Origin of the sequence: Pseudoduganella aquatica (assembly GCF_009857595.1) — a bacterium.
Lineage (GTDB): Bacteria > Pseudomonadota > Gammaproteobacteria > Burkholderiales > Burkholderiaceae_D > Rugamonas > Rugamonas aquatica_A.
The window spans coordinates 35,596-51,713 of the sequence record NZ_WWCU01000006.1; the positions used below are offsets into that span (position 1 = coordinate 35,596).

Here is a 16,118-nt window from a genome sequence, read left to right on the forward strand (position 1 = left end):
CCGCCCTACCCGCCCTACGCCTGCTGGGGCTGCGGCGCGGCCTGCTTGACGGGGGCCTCGTGCGGCATCTTGGGCGTGGCGGGCGTCTCTTCTTCCGGCTCCAGCGGGGCCGGCTTGGGCGCGGGGCACGGCTTGCATGCCGGCGCCGCGCGCCCGAAATCCTTCACCTTCTTTAAACGCGACGGCACGTCCGGCTGGCCGCAATAGCCGCCATCGAGCACCAGCGTGTCGCCATTGTCGGCGAACTTGCCGCTAATGGTGCGCTCCTCCTCGTCCACCTGCACGCTGAAATACATCTGCTTGCCGCGCGGGTCGAGGTTGACGTCGTGCGCCACCAGCGGCCAGCTCAGGCCGCCGGCGGTGAATTCATAGATCACCGTGTCCACTTCGGCAAAGCGCTGCAGGCTGATGCGCTGGCCGCCGAACTCGCCTGTTTCAGCATGCACGCACAAGTCCGAATACACGGCCATGCCGTAGCGGGGAAAGCCTTGCTGCGCCTTGGGCGCGGCGATCGCGGCACTGGCCGCCAGCAGGGAGAAACACGCGAGTTGATGGGCAATTTTCATGGCAGCAATTCTAGCACTGGAATAAAAAAACGGCGGCCCGCAGGCCGCCGTTCTCAGCATGTAACTCCGCTTACACGGAATTAGAAGGTGTGCTTGATGCCCACGTTGAATGCTTTGTCGCCCGAACCGGCTTCAGCGTTGTTACCAACGGTGTAGCTGGCGCCGCGCTTGTTCTTGATCTTGGCGTAAGCAACATAGGTGCTGGTACGCTTCGACAGGGCGTAGGAGTAGCCTACTGCCAGCTGGTTGGCGTCGCGGTTGGCCACTTCGTTGTCATCCTTGTGGATGTACGAAGCGATCAGGGTGCCTGCGCCGCCGATAGGAGCGGTTGCGCCGATCAGCATGGTGTCGCTGTCTTTCGACGCGGCCACGGCGGTTGCGGTGAAGGCGGTTGGGTTAGGGATAGGCGACGAGCTTGGGCCTTTGTCGCTGCTGTACGCGAAGTAGCCTTTTACAACGTTGAAGTCGTAGTTGGCGGCGAACAGGGTGTTGTGCGCGTATTCGTTGTTCACCACTGGCGCGCCAGCTGCGGCAACGTCGTTGTTGCGGTTGTTGTAAGCCAGACGGGCGTTCAGCGGACCGTTGGTGTACGCCAGGGAGATGCCCAGTTGACGGCCAGCGTCGGCTTTCGACTGTTCGCCCACGCCGTATTGCGCTTCAACGTTGAAACCGTTGTAGGTTGGGGTCTTGTAGTTGACCGAGTTCGAGATACGCACGCTGGCGCCCGAAGCGGAGAACAGGTTCTTGGCGGAACCAGCCAGGCCAGCCTGGAACGGGTCGGCAACTTGCACCAGGGCGTTGTACATTGGGGTGTACTGGCGGCCCAGGGTCAGCGAACCGGCTTCTTTCGAAACCAGGCCAACGTAGGATTGACGCTGGAACAGGCCGGATGCGTCGCCCACGCCGGTGTCGGCTGCGAAGCCCGATTCCAGCAGGAACACTGCGGACAGGCCGCCACCCAGATCTTCGGTACCGCGGAAGCCGATACGGGAAGTGTTGGCAACACCACTGCTTACCTTCGTTACGTTACCTGCTTTGCCGCCACGCTCGGAGACCAGGCCGGCATCAACGATACCGTAGATGGTGACGTTCGATTGGGCAAAAGCAGCACTGCTCATTGCGCCCAGAACTGCGATGGAGATCAGAGTTTTTTTCATTACGAGTTTCCTTCAGTTTGTGTTGCAAAAATGGTAAAGCTGGAACTACGGCTCAATTCTTGTGCTTGTCTGCACCTGATGTTCAGGCGCCACACTTTATTTATGTTGTGACAGCAATCCCCGATTGCCACGCTGCGTATTCGGATAAGAAACGCGTCACTAATATAGGCTGCCGCTTGCTGTCGCCGGCTTCGTCACAGAGCGATACGCTCTGGAGGCGGCACTATACTGGCCGTTTGCTAATCCAGCAAGTGTTATGAATCGTCCAGTGCGCCCGGTGGCGTTACTTGCAAGCTGAACCAAACAGCATCATTTATACAGTAATCAGCGCCGTCCTGCATGGACTTGTTAGTTATAAGTAATTTCCACAATAGAATAGTCGGCGCCGCGCCGGCGGTCTCCCCGCCTCACACAGGCCTTGACTGCCCCGCCAAAAAGCCTATCGTTATATTAACGAGTTCGCCTCCCTCCGCCTTCCCATCCGCCTGCATATACAACACTCGCCAATCTTTTTTTTACAAAAATAAAGACTTTATTGTCCAATACAAAAGCTCGTCTAGGCACGGAATCGCGCCCTGAGTTCCTGCTTGTCCGCCTGTGTCGTGGACAAGCTTGGCTATCAGGCGGTTTGCCGGAAAAGCGCACGTCCGTACTGGACACTTTCTCTAACGAAACGATTGTAGAATGCAGTTCGCAAGCGGTTAAGCATCCGCCCGCACAGAAAGCGCGGCCACCCCGAACCAGTGGCCGCATAGGCACAATGAACACTGAGACTTCCTTTTTGACAGTTCCCAGCACCATCAGCGACGTTGAGCGCGACACCGGCGTGGCCAAAGAGACGTTGCGCGTCTGGGAACGGCGCTACGACTTCCCACAGCCGCTGCGCGATCCGTTTGGCGAGCGCGTCTACCCGACCGAGCAGGTGGTCAAGCTGCGCCTGGTGAAAAGGCTGATCGACCTGGGCTTCCGCCCCGGCAAGGTGATCCAGTACAGCCCCGAAGAACTGCAGGCGCTGGCCGAAAAAGCCGCCGAAGGCAACAAGGCGCGCAGCAGCCGCGCCCACCACCCGGAAATGCAGATCTATCTGGACTTGTGCAAATCGCACCAGATGGACGCGCTGCGCCGCAAGCTGTCGCAGGCGCTGCTGGTGATGGGCCTGAAGAGCTTCGTCATCGACCTGGTCACCCCGCTGACGGCCATGGTGGGCGACGCCTGGGCCTCGGGCCGCTTCGCCGTGTTTGAAGAACACCTGTTCGCCGAATCGCTGCAGATGGTGATGCGCAGCGCCATCTTCTCCGTGCCGCAGGGCAACGCCAACAACAGCTCGGCGCCGCGCCCGCGCATCCTGCTCACCACGCTGCCACAGGAGCGCCACGGCCTGGGCCTGCTGATGGCCGAGGCGCTGTTCGCCGCCGAAGGCGCGCACGGCATTTCACTCGGCCTGCAGACCCCGGTGCCGGACCTGGCCGACGCCGCCCGCAGCCTGGGCGTGGACATCGTGGCGCTGTCGCTGTCGGCGTCCATGAATCCGCGCCAGGCGCTGGACGGCCTGAAAGAGCTGCGCGCGCGCCTGCCGGAGACGGTGGAAATCTGGGCCGGCGGCAACTGCTCGGCGCTGCGCAAGCGCCCGCCCGCCTTTGTGCGCGTGTTCCAGCTGCACGAAATCGGCGGCGGCATCGCCGACTGGCGCGTGCGGGTGCGCACCCAGGCCATGCCGCTGGGCTGATCGCCCGGCCGCGCTGCGGCTGGCGGCCGGCGCTCTGGTAGAATACTGGCAGTATTTCCCCGTCCGGCGCCGCCGGACCTTCGCTTGAAGCCCTCTACCGCACACCAATGTTCAGCTTCTTCAAGAAAAAACCTGTCCAGCCTGAGACTGCCTCCACCCTGCCCCCGGCAGCCGCCCCCGCCATTGCGCCCGCCGCCGCACCGACGCCGGACATGCCGCTGGCCGCGCCCAGCACCTCCGGCGCGGAACAAGACAAGCCCAACTGGATGGCCCGCCTCAAGGCCGGCCTGTCGAAAACCTCCGCCAACCTGTCCGTGCTGTTCGTCGGCGCCAAGATCGACGACGAGCTGTACGACGAGCTGGAAGCGGCGCTGCTGATGGCCGACGCCGGCATCGACGCCACCCAGTTCCTGCTCGACGCCCTCAAGCGCAAGGTCAAGGAAGACAAGCTGCTGGACGCGGCCGCCGTCAAGGCCGCCCTGAAAACCCTGATGATAGAGCTGCTGGCGCCGCTGCAAAAGCCGTTCGAGCTGGGCCGCCACCAGCCTCTGGTAATGATGATTTCCGGCGTCAACGGCGCCGGCAAGACCACCACCATCGGCAAGCTGGCCAAGCACATGCAGAGCCACGGCCAGTCCGTGCTGCTGGCCGCCGGCGACACCTTCCGCGCCGCAGCGCGCGAGCAGCTGATGGTCTGGGGCCAGCGCAACAACGTCACCGTCATTTCGCAGGAGTCCGGCGACCCGGCCGCCGTGTCCTACGACGCGGTGCAGTCGGCCAAGGCCAAGGGCATCGACATCGTCATGATAGACACGGCCGGCCGCCTGCCGACCCAGCTGCACCTGATGGAAGAGCTGAAAAAGGTCAAGCGCGTGCTGGGCAAAGGCCTGGAAGGCGCGCCGCACGAGACCCTGCTGGTTATCGACGGCAACACCGGCCAGAACGCGCTGGCGCAAGTGAAGGCCTTCGACGACGCGCTGCAACTGTCCGGCCTCATCATTACCAAGCTGGACGGCACGGCCAAGGGCGGCGTCATTGCCGCCATCGCCCGGGTGCGCCCGGTGCCGGTGTACTTCATCGGCATCGGCGAGCGCATCGAGGACTTGCAGCCCTTCAACGCCACGGAATTTGTCGAAGCCCTGCTGGGCTAAACGAAAAGGACAGCCCACGCCCATGATCGAATTCCAGCACGTTAGCAAACAATACTCGGCCGACGCCACCGCGCTGCGCGACGTGTCGTTCACGGTCAACAAGGGCGAGCTGGTGTTTCTGGCCGGCCCGTCCGGAGCCGGCAAGTCCACCCTGCTGAAGATGATCGCCGCCATGGAGCGCCCCAGTTCGGGACGCGTCATCGTCAACGGCCAGGACATCGGCAAGCTCAAGGCGGCCGGCGTGCCCTTTTTGCGCCGCAACCTGGGCCTGATCTTCCAGGAGCAGCGCCTGCTGGCCGACCGCTCCATCCTGGCCAATGTGATGATGCCGCTGATGGTCACCGGCCAGCCGCGCGCGCAGGCCGAGCAGCGCGCCCGCGCCGCGCTCGACAAAGTGGGCCTGGGCGAGCGCGCCAACGCCGCGCCGCTGGCCCTGTCCGGCGGCGAGCAGCAGCGCGTGTCGATCGCGCGCGCCATCGTCAACCGCCCGCAAATCATCCTGGCCGACGAGCCCACCGCCAACCTGGACCGCGCCAGCGCCGACCGCGTGCTCGACGCCCTGCGCGCCTTCCACTCGGTGGGCGTGACCTGTTTGATCTCCACCCACGACGACCACGTGCTGGCCGGCGCGGCGCGCGTGATCCACCTGAAACAAGGCCAGCTGCAAAACAACAGCGACGCGCCGCAAGCGGAGGTGGCCGCATGATCAGCTGGTTCCGTCAACACGGCTTCGCGCTGGGCGCCGCCCTGGTGCACCTGCGCAAGGCGCCCGGCAGTTTCCTGTTCAACATCCTGGTGGTGGCCATCGCCCTGGCGCTGCCCTTCATGGGCCTGACTCTGCTGGACAATGTGCGGCCGCTGTCCGAACAAATGTCGGTCGATCCCGAAATCAGCCTGTTCATGAAGCAGGACGTGGCGCGCGAGCAGTCCGCCGCCCTGGCCACGCCGCTGCGCGAGCTGATGAAGGACGCCAAAATCATCTTCGTGCCGCGCGAAAAAGCGCTGGACCAGCTGAAAGGCAAGAGCGGCCTGTCCGACGTGCTGGCCACGCTGGGCGAAAACCCGCTGCCCGACAGCTACATCATCAAGCTGGACGCCTTCCGCAGCGCCGCCGCCGGCCTGGACGTGGACACCCTGGCCGAGCAGATGCGCACCCTGCCCGGCGTGGACACGGTGCAGATCGACTCGGCCTGGGTCAAGCGCCTGGCCGCGCTGATCGGCGTGCTCAAGCTGGCCCTGCTGCTGCTGGCCGCCACCTTGGGCACGGTGGTGGTGGCGGTTGTGTTTAACACCATACGGCTGCAGGTGCTGACCCAGCGCGAGGAGATCCTGGTGTCCAAGTTGATCGGCGCGACCGACACCTTTATCCACCGCCCCTTTTACTACACCGGCGCGCTGCTGGGCCTGTGCGCGGGCGGCGCGGCGCTGGGCGCGGTGGCGCTGGCGCTGCAGCCGCTGAACAAGGCTATTGCCGAGTTCGCCCGCCTGTACGCCTCCGAATTCCAGCTCGCACCGCTCGAACCGCTGCCCATGGCCGGCCTGCTGGCCGTATCGGCAGCGCTGGGACTGGCCGGCGCCGTGCTGTCGGTGCAGCGCCATCTGGCCCGGCTGAACTGACAGCCGGCGTGCGTTCCCGCACAGTCCCCGCCCCCGCCCCCCACTACCCTGTATTAATTGACGATACGCAAACACCGTGCAGTTTGCCGTGCGTTTGCCAAAAGCCATCGAATAGAATCAGCCCATAGCATTACCGCTATCAGGGGCATAGCAACTGGCGATTGGCACTCTCCGATCGAGAGTGCTAATATATGTCCAACTGATGTCTGAACTCATGCACACAAGCAACATTAAGCTGAGTTTAAGAAGTGTCACGCAAGATGCAAGAATCCGAAACATTCCATGTTCGACGAGCGAGGAAACAAAAATGACTATGATGACCGCACCTGCCGCATTGGTACCAAGCAATAAAAATGCACTGGCATTGGGACTGGGATTCACTGGCAACCTGGGCAACCTGGACGCCTACATTTCTGCGGTCAACCGCCTGCCTATGCTCACGCCTGAAGACGAAAAGCGTCTCGGCCGCAACCTCAAAGAAAACAACGACCTGGGCGCCGCGCAGGAGCTGGTGCTGTCGCACCTGCGCCTGGTGGTGTCGATCGCGCGCGGCTATCTGGGCTACGGCCTGCCGCACGCCGACCTGATCCAGGAAGGCAATATCGGCCTGATGAAAGCCGTCAAGCGCTTCGACGCCGACCAGGGCGTGCGCCTGGTGTCGTATGCCATGCACTGGATCAAGGCCGAAATCCACGAATACATCCTGAAGAACTGGCGCCTGGTCAAAGTGGCCACCACCAAGGCCCAGCGCAAGCTGTTCTTCAACCTGCGCAGCCACAAGACCGGCCTGGACGCCATGTCGCCGGCCCAGATCGACAACCTGGCCAAGCTGCTGGACGTGAAGCGCGAAGAAGTGATCGAAATGGAAACGCGTTTGAGCGGCCGCGACATCGCCCTCGAATCGCCGACCGACGACGAAGACGACAAGTTCGCGCCCATCGCCTATCTGTCCTCCGAGCAGAGCGAGCCGACCCGTGTGCTGGAAGCCGAGCAAGTCACGCGCCTTCACTCCGAAGGCCTGGAAACCGCGCTGGGCAAGCTGGACGCCCGTTCGCGCCGCATCGTCGAAGCCCGCTGGCTGGCCAATGACGACGGCTCCGGCGCCACGCTGCACACGCTGGCCGCCGAGTTCGGCGTCTCCGCCGAGCGCATCCGCCAGATCGAAGCGGCCGCGCTGAAAAAAATGAAAGGCGCGCTCGCCGCCTACATGTAACGCTGCAGCAGCGCAAAGCGCAAAGAAGGGGGCAGGGTTAATTAAATTGGAAACAATTTAATTAACCCTGACCCCTTTTTGCTTTACAGCAAGCGTGCGCCGCACTGGATGTGTTTTAGCTAATATTTCCCTCTATAACGGAGAATAAATATGCAGCTCAGAATCATCAGCCTGCTGGCTTGCTTTGCCGGTTTTGGCATCGTCGGCGCTTGCAGCGTGGTGGCGCAGAATGGCGGAGGCTCGCCAACGCCTGCGCCCACGCCGCCGCGCAAGAGCGCCACCTATACACTGACCGCCGGCCAGACCGTGGCGCTGACGCCGGCTGCCACGTTGAAGCTGGAACGCATCAACGACAGCCGCTGCAAAACCGGCGCGGTGTGCGTGTGGGAGGGCTATATCAGCTACAGCTTTGTGCTAACCAGCAACGGCAACAGCAGCAACTTCGTGCTGTCGGAAAAAATGCCGAACGCCAGCAATAGCGCCACGCAGCAGGGCTTGCGCTTCACGCTGCAAGGGCTGGATCCGCCGGACCCGCCTGCGTTAAATGCTCCTGCGCCAACTTATCGGGTAAGCTTGCGGGTGGAAATTCCTTAGCCACCGCGCCACGCCGGCGCGCTTTGCCCGATAAGAGAGCCCATGACTTCGCCACATCGCCGCGCCCTTCCCTCCCTGCTGGTTTCCTCCATCATCATCACCTTCTCCGCCGCGCCGGCTGCCTGGGCCAAGAGCCCGGTGGCCACCGGCACCGGCGGCGCGGCCGCCACCATCAGCGTGCAGGCCACGCAGTCGGCCATGACCATCCTGAACCAGGGCGGCAACGCGGTCGATGCGGCCGTGGCGGCGGCGGCCACGCTGGGCGTGACCGATCCCTTCAGCTGCGGCATAGGCGGCGGCGGTTTCATGATGATTTACCTGGCCAAGGACAAGCGCGTGATCACCATCGACCACCGCGAAATGGCGCCGGCCAATTTCAAGCCCACCATCTTCCAGCAGGACGGCAAGGAGCTGGACTTCGAGCAGACCGTGGCCAGCGGCATGTCGGTGGGCGTGCCGGGCACGGTGCGCGGCTGGCACGAGGCGCTGGAGCGCTACGGCTCCATGCCGCTGAAGAAGGTGCTGCAGCCGGCCATTAAAGTAGCGGCGGACGGCTTCAAGGTGAACGCCAATTTCTCGCGCCTGGTGGCGTCCAACGAGGCCAAGTTCCAGCTGTTCCCGGCCACGGCCAAGCTGTACCTGAAGGACGGCAAGGCGCTGCCGGAAGGCAGCCTGCTGCGCAACCCGGACCTGGCCAAGGCTTACCGCGAACTGGCGGCGGGCGGCATCAAGGTGTTCTATGAAGGCAAGATGGCGCGCGCCATCGTCGATACGGTCAACAACCCCGGCGGCAAGGTGCGCGCCGGCGCCATGACCATGGCCGACCTGGCCAACTACGAGGCGCGCATCCGCCAGCCGCTGCGCTCCACCTACCGCGGCTACGATATCTACGGCATGCCATTGCCCAGCAGCGGCGGCGTGGCGGTGGCCGAGGCACTCAACATCCTGGAAGGCTACGACCTCAAGTCCATGCCGCGCGACAAGGTCGAGCATCTGTACCTGGAAGCGAGCCGCCTGGCCTTCGCCGACCGCAACGCCTACCTGGCCGATCCCGAATACCTGGAAGCGCCGGTGCAGGGCCTGATGAGCAAGGACTACGCCGCGCGCCGCCGCGAGCTGATCAACCCGATGCGCGCCGCCGCGCACGCGGACGCGGGCGATCCCTATCCCTTCCAGAACGACCAGAGCGTGCCGCTGCGCCCGGCCCAGTCCAAGCTGCTGGCCGAGGGCGCGCACACCACCCACCTGACCGTGTCGGACAAGGACGGCAACATCGTCTCCTACACCTTCACCATTGAATCCTGGGGCGGCAGCGGCATCACCGTGCCCGGCTACGGTTTCCTGCTCAACAACGAAATGACGGACTTCGATTTCAGCGGCCCGCATCCCAACGTGCCGGAAGCGGGCAAGCGTCCGCGCAGCAGCATGTCGCCCACGCTGGCCTTCAAGAACGGCAAGCCGGCGTTTTCGGTCGGCAGCCCGGGCGGCTCCACCATCATCACCACGGTGCTGCAAACCATCGTCAACCACATCGACCTGGGCATGAGCATGAGCCAGGCGGTGGACGCGCCGCGCCTGTCCGAACGCAACAATACCGCCACCAATATCGAGCCCGGCTACGCCGCCAGCGACGCCGCCAAGGCGCTGGAGAAATACGGCCAGCGCTGGAGCCCCGCGCAGGAGGAAATCGGCGCGGCCAACGCGCTGCTGTTCAATGCCGACGGCACGGTGACGGCGGTCAGCGAAGGCTGGCGCCACGGCGTGGGCAGCGCGCAAGTGCAAAAGCTGGGGCACTAAGCATGGTTTAAGAATCGCATCGGATGATGCGATGTCAACTTAACCACTCCGGAGAACCAAGATGAAAAGCTGGCTGCGCGCGAACAAGGGCTTCATCGCCTTCCTGATGCTGTTTGGCCTGTTCCGCACCGCCGTGGCGGACTGGAACCCCATCCCTTCCGCGTCCATGCATCCCAATCTGCTGGAGGGCGACGTGGTGTTCGTGAACCGCCTCGCCTTCGACCTGAAAGTGCCGCTGACCGACGTGGTGGTGGCGCACTTGGGCGAGCCGCAGCGCGGCGACATCGTCACCTTCTCCTCGCCGCTGGACAAGACCCGCCTGATCAAGCGCGTGATCGCCCTGCCCGGCGACACCGTCGCCATGCAGAAGGACCAGCTCATCATCAACGGCCAGCCGGCCGGCTACAGCATGCCGGCCGATGCCGTCGAGGCGATCGAGCACGTGGGCAAGCTGCAGGCGCTGCAGCTGACCGAGAAATCCGGCGGCAGCGAACGCCGCATCCAGCTGCTGCCCCAAGTGACGAGCAGCCGGCGCGATTTCGCCCCGCTCACCATCCCCGCCGGCAGCTACCTGATGCTGGGCGATAACCGCAACAACAGCATGGACTCGCGCTACATCGGCCTGGTGCCGCGCGAGATGCTGATCGGCCGCGCCGTGCGCGTGCTGGTGTCGGCCGACATCGTCGGCAACTGGATGCCGCGCACCGAACGCTTCGGCATGGCGCTAGGCGGACAATGATAGCGTTCCAGGGACTGTCGAAATCCTACGGCGGCTTTGACGCCGTCAAGCCGCTGTCGCTGACGGTGCCGCGCGGCGAGGTGTTCGGCTTCCTGGGGCCGAACGGCGCCGGCAAGACCACCACCATCCGCATGCTGATGGGCATCCTGGTGCCCAGCGCGGGACGGGTGCTGGTGAACGGCCTCGATTGCCACGCCGACGCGGCCGAGGTCAAGCGCCACGTGGGCTACTTGCCCGACACGCCGATTTTTTACGACTATCTGCGCGGCCGCGAAATCCTGCAGTTCGTGGCCGAAATGCACGGCTACTCGCGCTCGGAGGCGGCGGCGCGCGCGCACCGCCTGCTGCGCGAACTGGCGCTGGAGGACGTGACCGAGGAGTTCGCGGTGAACTACTCGCTGGGCATGAAGAAGAAGCTCGGCCTGGCCTGCGCGCTGGTGCACGATCCGAAAGTGCTGGTGCTCGACGAACCGATCAACGGCCTGGACCCGCGCGCCGCGCGCGACGTGCAGGAGCGCCTGACGGCGGCCGCGGCGCAAGGCACCACCATCTTTGTGTCGACCCACTTGCTGGATATGGCCGAGCGCATGTGCAGCCGGGTGGGCATTATCCATCGCGGCGCGCTGGTGGCCAGCGGCACGGTCGACGAGCTGCGCAGCGCGGCCTGCGCCGACGGCTCGCTGGAAGAAGTCTTCCTCAAGATCACCGACGAAGCCGGCGAGCGCGCATGAACGGGCGTTCGTTCGCCGGCGCCATCTGGCTGTTGGCGCGCCTGCGCCTGCTGCGCTTATTGAACATGACGGCCGCCGTCCAGTTCAGCGGTGGCAAGCGCAACGCCGAGGGCAAGAGCCGCGCCGCCTCGCGCGGCAAGAAAAGCAGCCGCTGGCTGCTGGGCCTTATCGTCGGTGCGGCCATGCTGTTCGCCTTTACCACCATGATGCGCACCTCCGTGCTCAATCTGCACTGCAAGTTCGACAGCACGCAGCGCTGCGTGAAGCTGGCCGCCACGCACTCGGCCGAACGCATGCACGAAATGGCCAGCGCCCATCTGCACGCCAATCACTTCAGTCCCGCGCTGGCTGCCGCCGCCACGCTGATGCTGCTGCTCATGTGGCTGGTGAGTTTTCTGCTGCCCCTGGCCAGCAAGGAGATGGCGCAGGCGGACTGGGACCTGGAGTGGCTGGTCACGCTGCCCGTCGAACGCGGCACGCTGCTGTGGGCCCGGGTGCTGGAGCGCAGCATCGCCAATCCCACCGGCATCCTGGCGCTCTGGCCGCTGTGCATGGTGCTGGCCTGGTATGGCAATCATGGCGGGTGGGCGCCTCTGCTGGGCGCCGCCGCCGCGTTCGCGCTGCTGATGCTGGCGGCGCTGATGCGCACCCTGGCCGATACCGGATTGCGGCTGTCGCTGCCCGCGTCGCAATTGCGCAACCTGCAGGCGCTGGCGTCAGTGCTCAGCATGCCGTTGATGTATGTGGGGATCTCTTATTCGACGTGGTCCAACAATTCCTTCACGCTGGATTGGGCGCGCAGCTTTCCGGCATGGACCTTGTGGACGCCGCCCGGCCTGGCGGTGCAGGCGCTGACCGCCGCCACCACAACGGCAGCGCTGCAAGCCGCCGCGCTGCTGTGCGCGCAAGTGGCCGCGCTGCTGCTGGCCGGCATGGCGGTGCTGCGCCACCAGTTGCGCGGCGGCGTGGTCGCCAGCGGTGCGCGCGAGGCGGCCAGGCGCGGCAAGAGCGCAGCGGCGGCGGTCGGCCCGCAGCGCTGGCGCATCGGCACCGTGCTGCAGCGGCGCGAGCTGATGCTGCTCGGGCGCGACCGCAACTTCCTGGTCCAGAGCCTGCTGATCCCCGTGGTGCTGATCGTCAGCCAGCTGCTGGTCAGCGGCCGCTTCTCCAGCATCACGCTGCTGGGCCAGAATCAGCAGATGATGGCCGCCATCGCCTTCGGCATCGGCAGCTACGTGCTGCTGCTGTCCGCCTTCCAGTCCCTCAACACCGAGGGCAACGCGCTGTGGATGCTGTACACCTTCCCGCGCCCCATCAGCGCGCTGCTGAAGGAAAAGGCCCAGCTGTGGGGCTCGCTGGCCATGCTGTATCCGCTGCTGGTCTTCGCCATCGGCCTGGCTTACACGCCCGACTTCAACTGGCCCCTGCTGGGCTACATCGCCATCGTGCTGGCCGGGATCCCCATCTACGCCCTGATCGCCGTCTCGCTGGGCGTGTTCGCCAGCGACCCGCAAGCGCAGGAAACCCAGGCCCGCGTGCGGCCCACGTACGCCTATCTCTACATGCTGCTGTGCGGCCTCTACACCTACGCCCTGTATGCCGGCGACTGGCTGCAGGCGCTGGCCATCATCATCCTGACCGCCGCGCTTGCGCTCGCGCTGTGGCAAAAAGCGCAGGACACGCTGCCCTTCCTGCTGGACCCCGGCGCCGCGCCGCCGGCCCGTGTCGCCTTGTCGGACGGCCTGATCGCCGCCATGCTGTTCTTCGTGCTGCAGCACCTCGTGGCCATGCTGATGGGCGGCGCGCCCGGCAGGCTGTCCACCGCCACATTCGCCTTCGCCATCGCGGGCGGCACGGTGTACGCGCTGGTGCGCTACCTGTACTGGCGCCACAAGACCGCCGGCATCCCGGTGATCTTCGGCCGCCAGTCCGGCGCATGGGCGGGTACGGTGCATGCGCTGCCCGCCGCGCTGGCCACATGCGCCTTCGGCGCCTTGTATATGTGGCTGCTGCGCGACACGCCGTGGTGGCCGAGGCAGCGGCCGCACGGCCTGCACCTGGTGCTGCTGCTGACGGTACTGGCCGCACCGCTGTTCGAGGAGTTTATTTTCAGGGGCTTGATCTTCGGCGGCCTGCGGCGCCTGGGCGGCGCCCTGCCCGCTGCGGCGGCCAGCGCGGCGCTGTTCGCCATCGTGCATCCGGCCGTATCAATGGCGCCGGTGTTCGTGCTGGGGGTGTGTACTGCCTGGGCCTATGACCGCAGCAAGTCGCTGCTGGCCCCGATGCTGGTGCACGCCACCTACAACGCCATGGTGGTCGGCGTGCAGGTGGCGCTGTAGTGCGGAGTTAGATGTACTGCGGGCCGTCGTTGACGAAGCCGCCGCCCTGGTAGGTGGTGGCTGCGTCGTCCTTGTCCGGATACACGCCGGTGTCCGGGAACAGGTGCTTGAACTGCTCCGAGCTGTCCTTGGGCTTGAAGCCGATGAAGGCAGCCTTGCTGTTGTCCCACCACACGGCTTCGTTGTTCGACTGGCCGTACAGGATGGCGTGGCCGACGCGCGGCGCCATCAGCGAGCAGCGCAGCGCTTCCACCAGGTCGTCGTAGCTCAGCCAGGTGCGCATCATGCGCGGGTTCTTCGGTTCCGGGAAGGACGAACCGATGCGCAGGCATACGGTTTCAATGCCGGTGCGGTCGAAGTAGTAGCGCGCCAGCTGTTCGCCGAACACCTTGCTGATGCCGTACATGCTGTCCGGGCGGGTCGGGCTGTCCGCGTCCAGCACCTCGGTCACCTTGTGGAAGCCGATGGCGTGGTTGGAGCTGGCGAAAATGATGCGGCGGGTGCCTGCCTTGTGCGCGCCTTCGTACAGGTTGTACGTGCCCTGGATGTTGGCCGCCATGATGGCTTCGAAATTGCTCTCGGTGGAGATGCCGCCGAAATGCAGCACCGCGTCCACGCCTTCGAGCAGCTTCAGCACGGCAGGCTTGTCGGACAGGTCGCAGCGCACGATTTCCTCGCCTTCGCGCGCCTCGCCCATGTCGCCGATGTCGCTCAGGCGCACCACGTCCGCCCACGGCTTGATGCGGTCGCGCAGAATCTTGCCCAGTCCACCTGCTGCGCCGGTCAGCAGGATGCGTTTAAATGGTTTGCTCATGTAAAGTCCACTCAGTCCAGTTGTACGATGTCGTATGATACTAGTAAATCAAGTCACCGGGGCCGGATTGAACAGCACGAGCGCGTTGTGCAGCTTCCATTGTTCAGCCCAGGTCTTGCGGCCGCTGGCCACGTCCAGCATCAGGCGGAACATTTCCCAGCCCACGTCCGCGATGCTCGCTTCGCCGCTGGCGATGCGGCCGGCGTTCACGTCCATCAGGTCGTGCCAGCGCGCGGCCAGCTCGTTGCGGGTGGCGACCTTGATCACCGGCACTTCGGCCAGGCCGTAAGGCGTGCCCCGGCCGGTGGTGAAAATGTGCAGATTCATGCCGGCCGCCACTTGCAGCGTGCCGCAGATGAAGTCGCTGGCCGGGGTGGCCGCGTAGATCAGGCCTTTCTGGGTCAGCTTCTCGCCCGGCGAAAGCACGCCCGAGATCGGCGAGCTGCCGCTCTTGACGATGGAGCCCATGGCTTTTTCAACAATATTGGACAGGCCGCCCTTCTTGTTGCCCGGCGTGGTATTTGCGCTACGGTCCACGCCGCCCCGCTTCAGGTACTGGTCGTACCATTCCATCTCGCGGATCATGGCGGCCGCCACTTCCTCGTTCACGGCGCGCGAGGTCAGCTGGTCGATGCCGTCGCGCACTTCGGTCACTTCGGAGAACATCACGGTGCCGCCGGCGCGCACCAGCAGGTCGGTGGCAAAACCGACGGCCGGGTTGGCGGTCACGCCCGAGAATGCGTCGCTGCCGCCGCACTGCACGCCCACCACCAGCTCGGAAGCGGGCACGGTTTCGCGGCGGCGCTTGTCCAGCGCCTGCAGGTTCACTTCGGCGGTCTTCATAATGGAGGCGATCATCGACTGGAAGCCGACGTGGCCCTGGTCCTGCAGGCAGACGTGGGCCGGATCGGCGCCGCCGCTGTTCTGGATGGGAATCGAGCCTTTCGGGAACAGGCGCGCCGGCTGCAGCTTCTCGCAGCCCAGGCTGACGACCATGGCCTGGCCGCCGAAGTTCGGGTTCAGGCTGATGTTGCGCACGGTGCGGATGGGAATATTGGCGCCGGGGGCGTCGATCGCCACGCCGCAGCCGTAGGTGTGCTCCAGGCCCACCACGTCGTCCACATTCGGGTATTTCGGCAGCAGCTCGGCCTTGATGCGCTGCACCGCGTGCTCCACCACGCCCGCCACGCACTGCACGGTGGTGGTGATGGCCAGGATGTTGCGGGTGCCCACGCTGCCGTCCGGATTGCGGTAGCCCTCGAAGGTGTAGCCCTCCAGCGGCTCCTGCGGCGGCGGCTTCACGGTGGCGATAGGCAGGCCGGTCAGCTCGCGCGCGGCCGGCATCTCAACCTGCGCCTCGGCGATCCAGCTGCCCGCTTCGATGTCCAGCGCGGCGAAACCGATAGTTACGTTGTAGCGGATCACGGGATCGCCCTTGGCGAAGGCGCGCAAGGCGACCTTGTGCCCTTGCGGCACAGCTTCGCGCAGCACGAGGCCGTTCGGGAACACCGCCCCGGCGGGCAGGCCGCCGTCATTGACAACGATGGCTACGTTGTCGTTCTCATGCATGAGGATGTAGCGCGGGCTGTTCGCGCTCGGCTCGGTCGTCATTGTTTTACGTCCTTGTTGGTTACTTGCTTTATTACGTGCTGTGTTGCGTGCTATGCGATTCAG

The 16,118-nt window shown here is 64.8% G+C and carries 14 protein-coding genes; 10 read left to right on the plus strand and 4 right to left on the minus strand.

The window, feature by feature from the left end; translation table 11 throughout:
• Positions 1-14: 14 nt before the first annotated feature.
• Both GTP77_RS07665 and GTP77_RS07670 read right to left on the minus strand, forming a co-directional pair.
• Positions 15-566 (minus strand): hypothetical protein, encoded by a 552-nt coding sequence (locus tag GTP77_RS07665; protein ID WP_161071586.1) that lies wholly within the window; start codon positions 564-566, stop codon positions 15-17.
• A gap of 80 nt (positions 567-646) precedes the next feature.
• Positions 647-1,723: a porin gene (locus tag GTP77_RS07670; protein ID WP_161071587.1), complete on the minus strand. Its 1,077-nt coding sequence runs from the start codon at positions 1,721-1,723 to the stop codon at positions 647-649.
• Between the two features lie 781 nt (positions 1,724-2,504).
• Here GTP77_RS07670 and GTP77_RS07675 point away from each other — a divergent pair.
• The 10 genes from GTP77_RS07675 to GTP77_RS07720 all read left to right on the plus strand — a co-directional run bounded on the left by GTP77_RS07675 (position 2,505) and on the right by GTP77_RS07720 (position 13,630).
• Positions 2,505-3,449 (plus strand): MerR family transcriptional regulator, encoded by a 945-nt coding sequence (locus GTP77_RS07675; RefSeq protein ID WP_229202117.1) that lies wholly within the window; start codon positions 2,505-2,507, stop codon positions 3,447-3,449.
• A gap of 107 nt (positions 3,450-3,556) precedes the next feature.
• Positions 3,557-4,600 carry a signal recognition particle-docking protein FtsY gene (gene ftsY, locus GTP77_RS07680; protein WP_161071589.1) on the plus strand — a complete coding sequence of 348 codons (1,044 nt, stop codon included), beginning with the start codon at positions 3,557-3,559 and terminating at the stop codon, positions 4,598-4,600.
• A 22-nt stretch (positions 4,601-4,622) separates the two neighbouring features.
• A complete protein-coding gene (locus GTP77_RS07685; protein WP_161071590.1) occupies positions 4,623-5,306 on the plus strand; it encodes a cell division ATP-binding protein FtsE in 684 nt (227 codons plus the stop codon).
• The gene (gene ftsX / locus GTP77_RS07690; protein ID WP_161071591.1) at positions 5,303-6,217 is read left to right on the plus strand and encodes a permease-like cell division protein FtsX; all 915 of its coding nucleotides are present in this window, start codon (positions 5,303-5,305) and stop codon (positions 6,215-6,217) included. The genes GTP77_RS07685 and ftsX overlap by 4 nt, the downstream gene beginning before the upstream one ends.
• Before the next feature lie 313 nt (positions 6,218-6,530).
• Entirely contained in the window at positions 6,531-7,430 is a 900-nt protein-coding gene (gene rpoH, locus GTP77_RS07695; RefSeq protein WP_161071734.1) for an RNA polymerase sigma factor RpoH, read from the plus strand.
• A 150-nt stretch (positions 7,431-7,580) separates the two neighbouring features.
• Positions 7,581-8,024: a hypothetical protein gene (locus GTP77_RS07700; RefSeq protein WP_187358641.1), complete on the plus strand. Its 444-nt coding sequence runs from the start codon at positions 7,581-7,583 to the stop codon at positions 8,022-8,024.
• A 42-nt stretch (positions 8,025-8,066) separates the two neighbouring features.
• A complete protein-coding gene (gene ggt / locus GTP77_RS07705; RefSeq protein WP_161071592.1) occupies positions 8,067-9,821 on the plus strand; it encodes a gamma-glutamyltransferase in 1,755 nt (584 codons plus the stop codon).
• Between the two features lie 61 nt (positions 9,822-9,882).
• Positions 9,883-10,560 carry a signal peptidase I gene (gene lepB, locus GTP77_RS07710; RefSeq protein WP_161071593.1) on the plus strand — a complete coding sequence of 226 codons (678 nt, stop codon included), beginning with the start codon at positions 9,883-9,885 and terminating at the stop codon, positions 10,558-10,560.
• On the plus strand, positions 10,557-11,291 hold the full coding sequence (locus GTP77_RS07715) for an ABC transporter ATP-binding protein (RefSeq protein ID WP_161071594.1): 735 nt from the start codon (positions 10,557-10,559) through the stop codon (positions 11,289-11,291). Before lepB ends, GTP77_RS07715 begins: the two co-directional genes overlap by 4 nt.
• Positions 11,288-13,630, plus strand: a complete 2,343-nt coding sequence (locus GTP77_RS07720) for a CPBP family intramembrane glutamic endopeptidase (RefSeq protein ID WP_161071595.1) — start codon at positions 11,288-11,290, stop codon at positions 13,628-13,630. Before GTP77_RS07715 ends, GTP77_RS07720 begins: the two co-directional genes overlap by 4 nt.
• Before the next feature lie 7 nt (positions 13,631-13,637).
• Here GTP77_RS07720 and GTP77_RS07725 read toward each other — a convergent pair whose 3' ends face one another.
• Positions 13,638-14,444 (minus strand): NAD-dependent epimerase/dehydratase family protein, encoded by an 807-nt coding sequence (locus GTP77_RS07725; RefSeq protein ID WP_161071596.1) that lies wholly within the window; start codon positions 14,442-14,444, stop codon positions 13,638-13,640.
• Between the two features lie 48 nt (positions 14,445-14,492).
• Positions 14,493-16,055, minus strand: a complete 1,563-nt coding sequence (gene garD, locus GTP77_RS07730) for a galactarate dehydratase (RefSeq protein ID WP_161071597.1) — start codon at positions 16,053-16,055, stop codon at positions 14,493-14,495.
• Positions 16,056-16,118 lie beyond the last annotated feature (63 nt).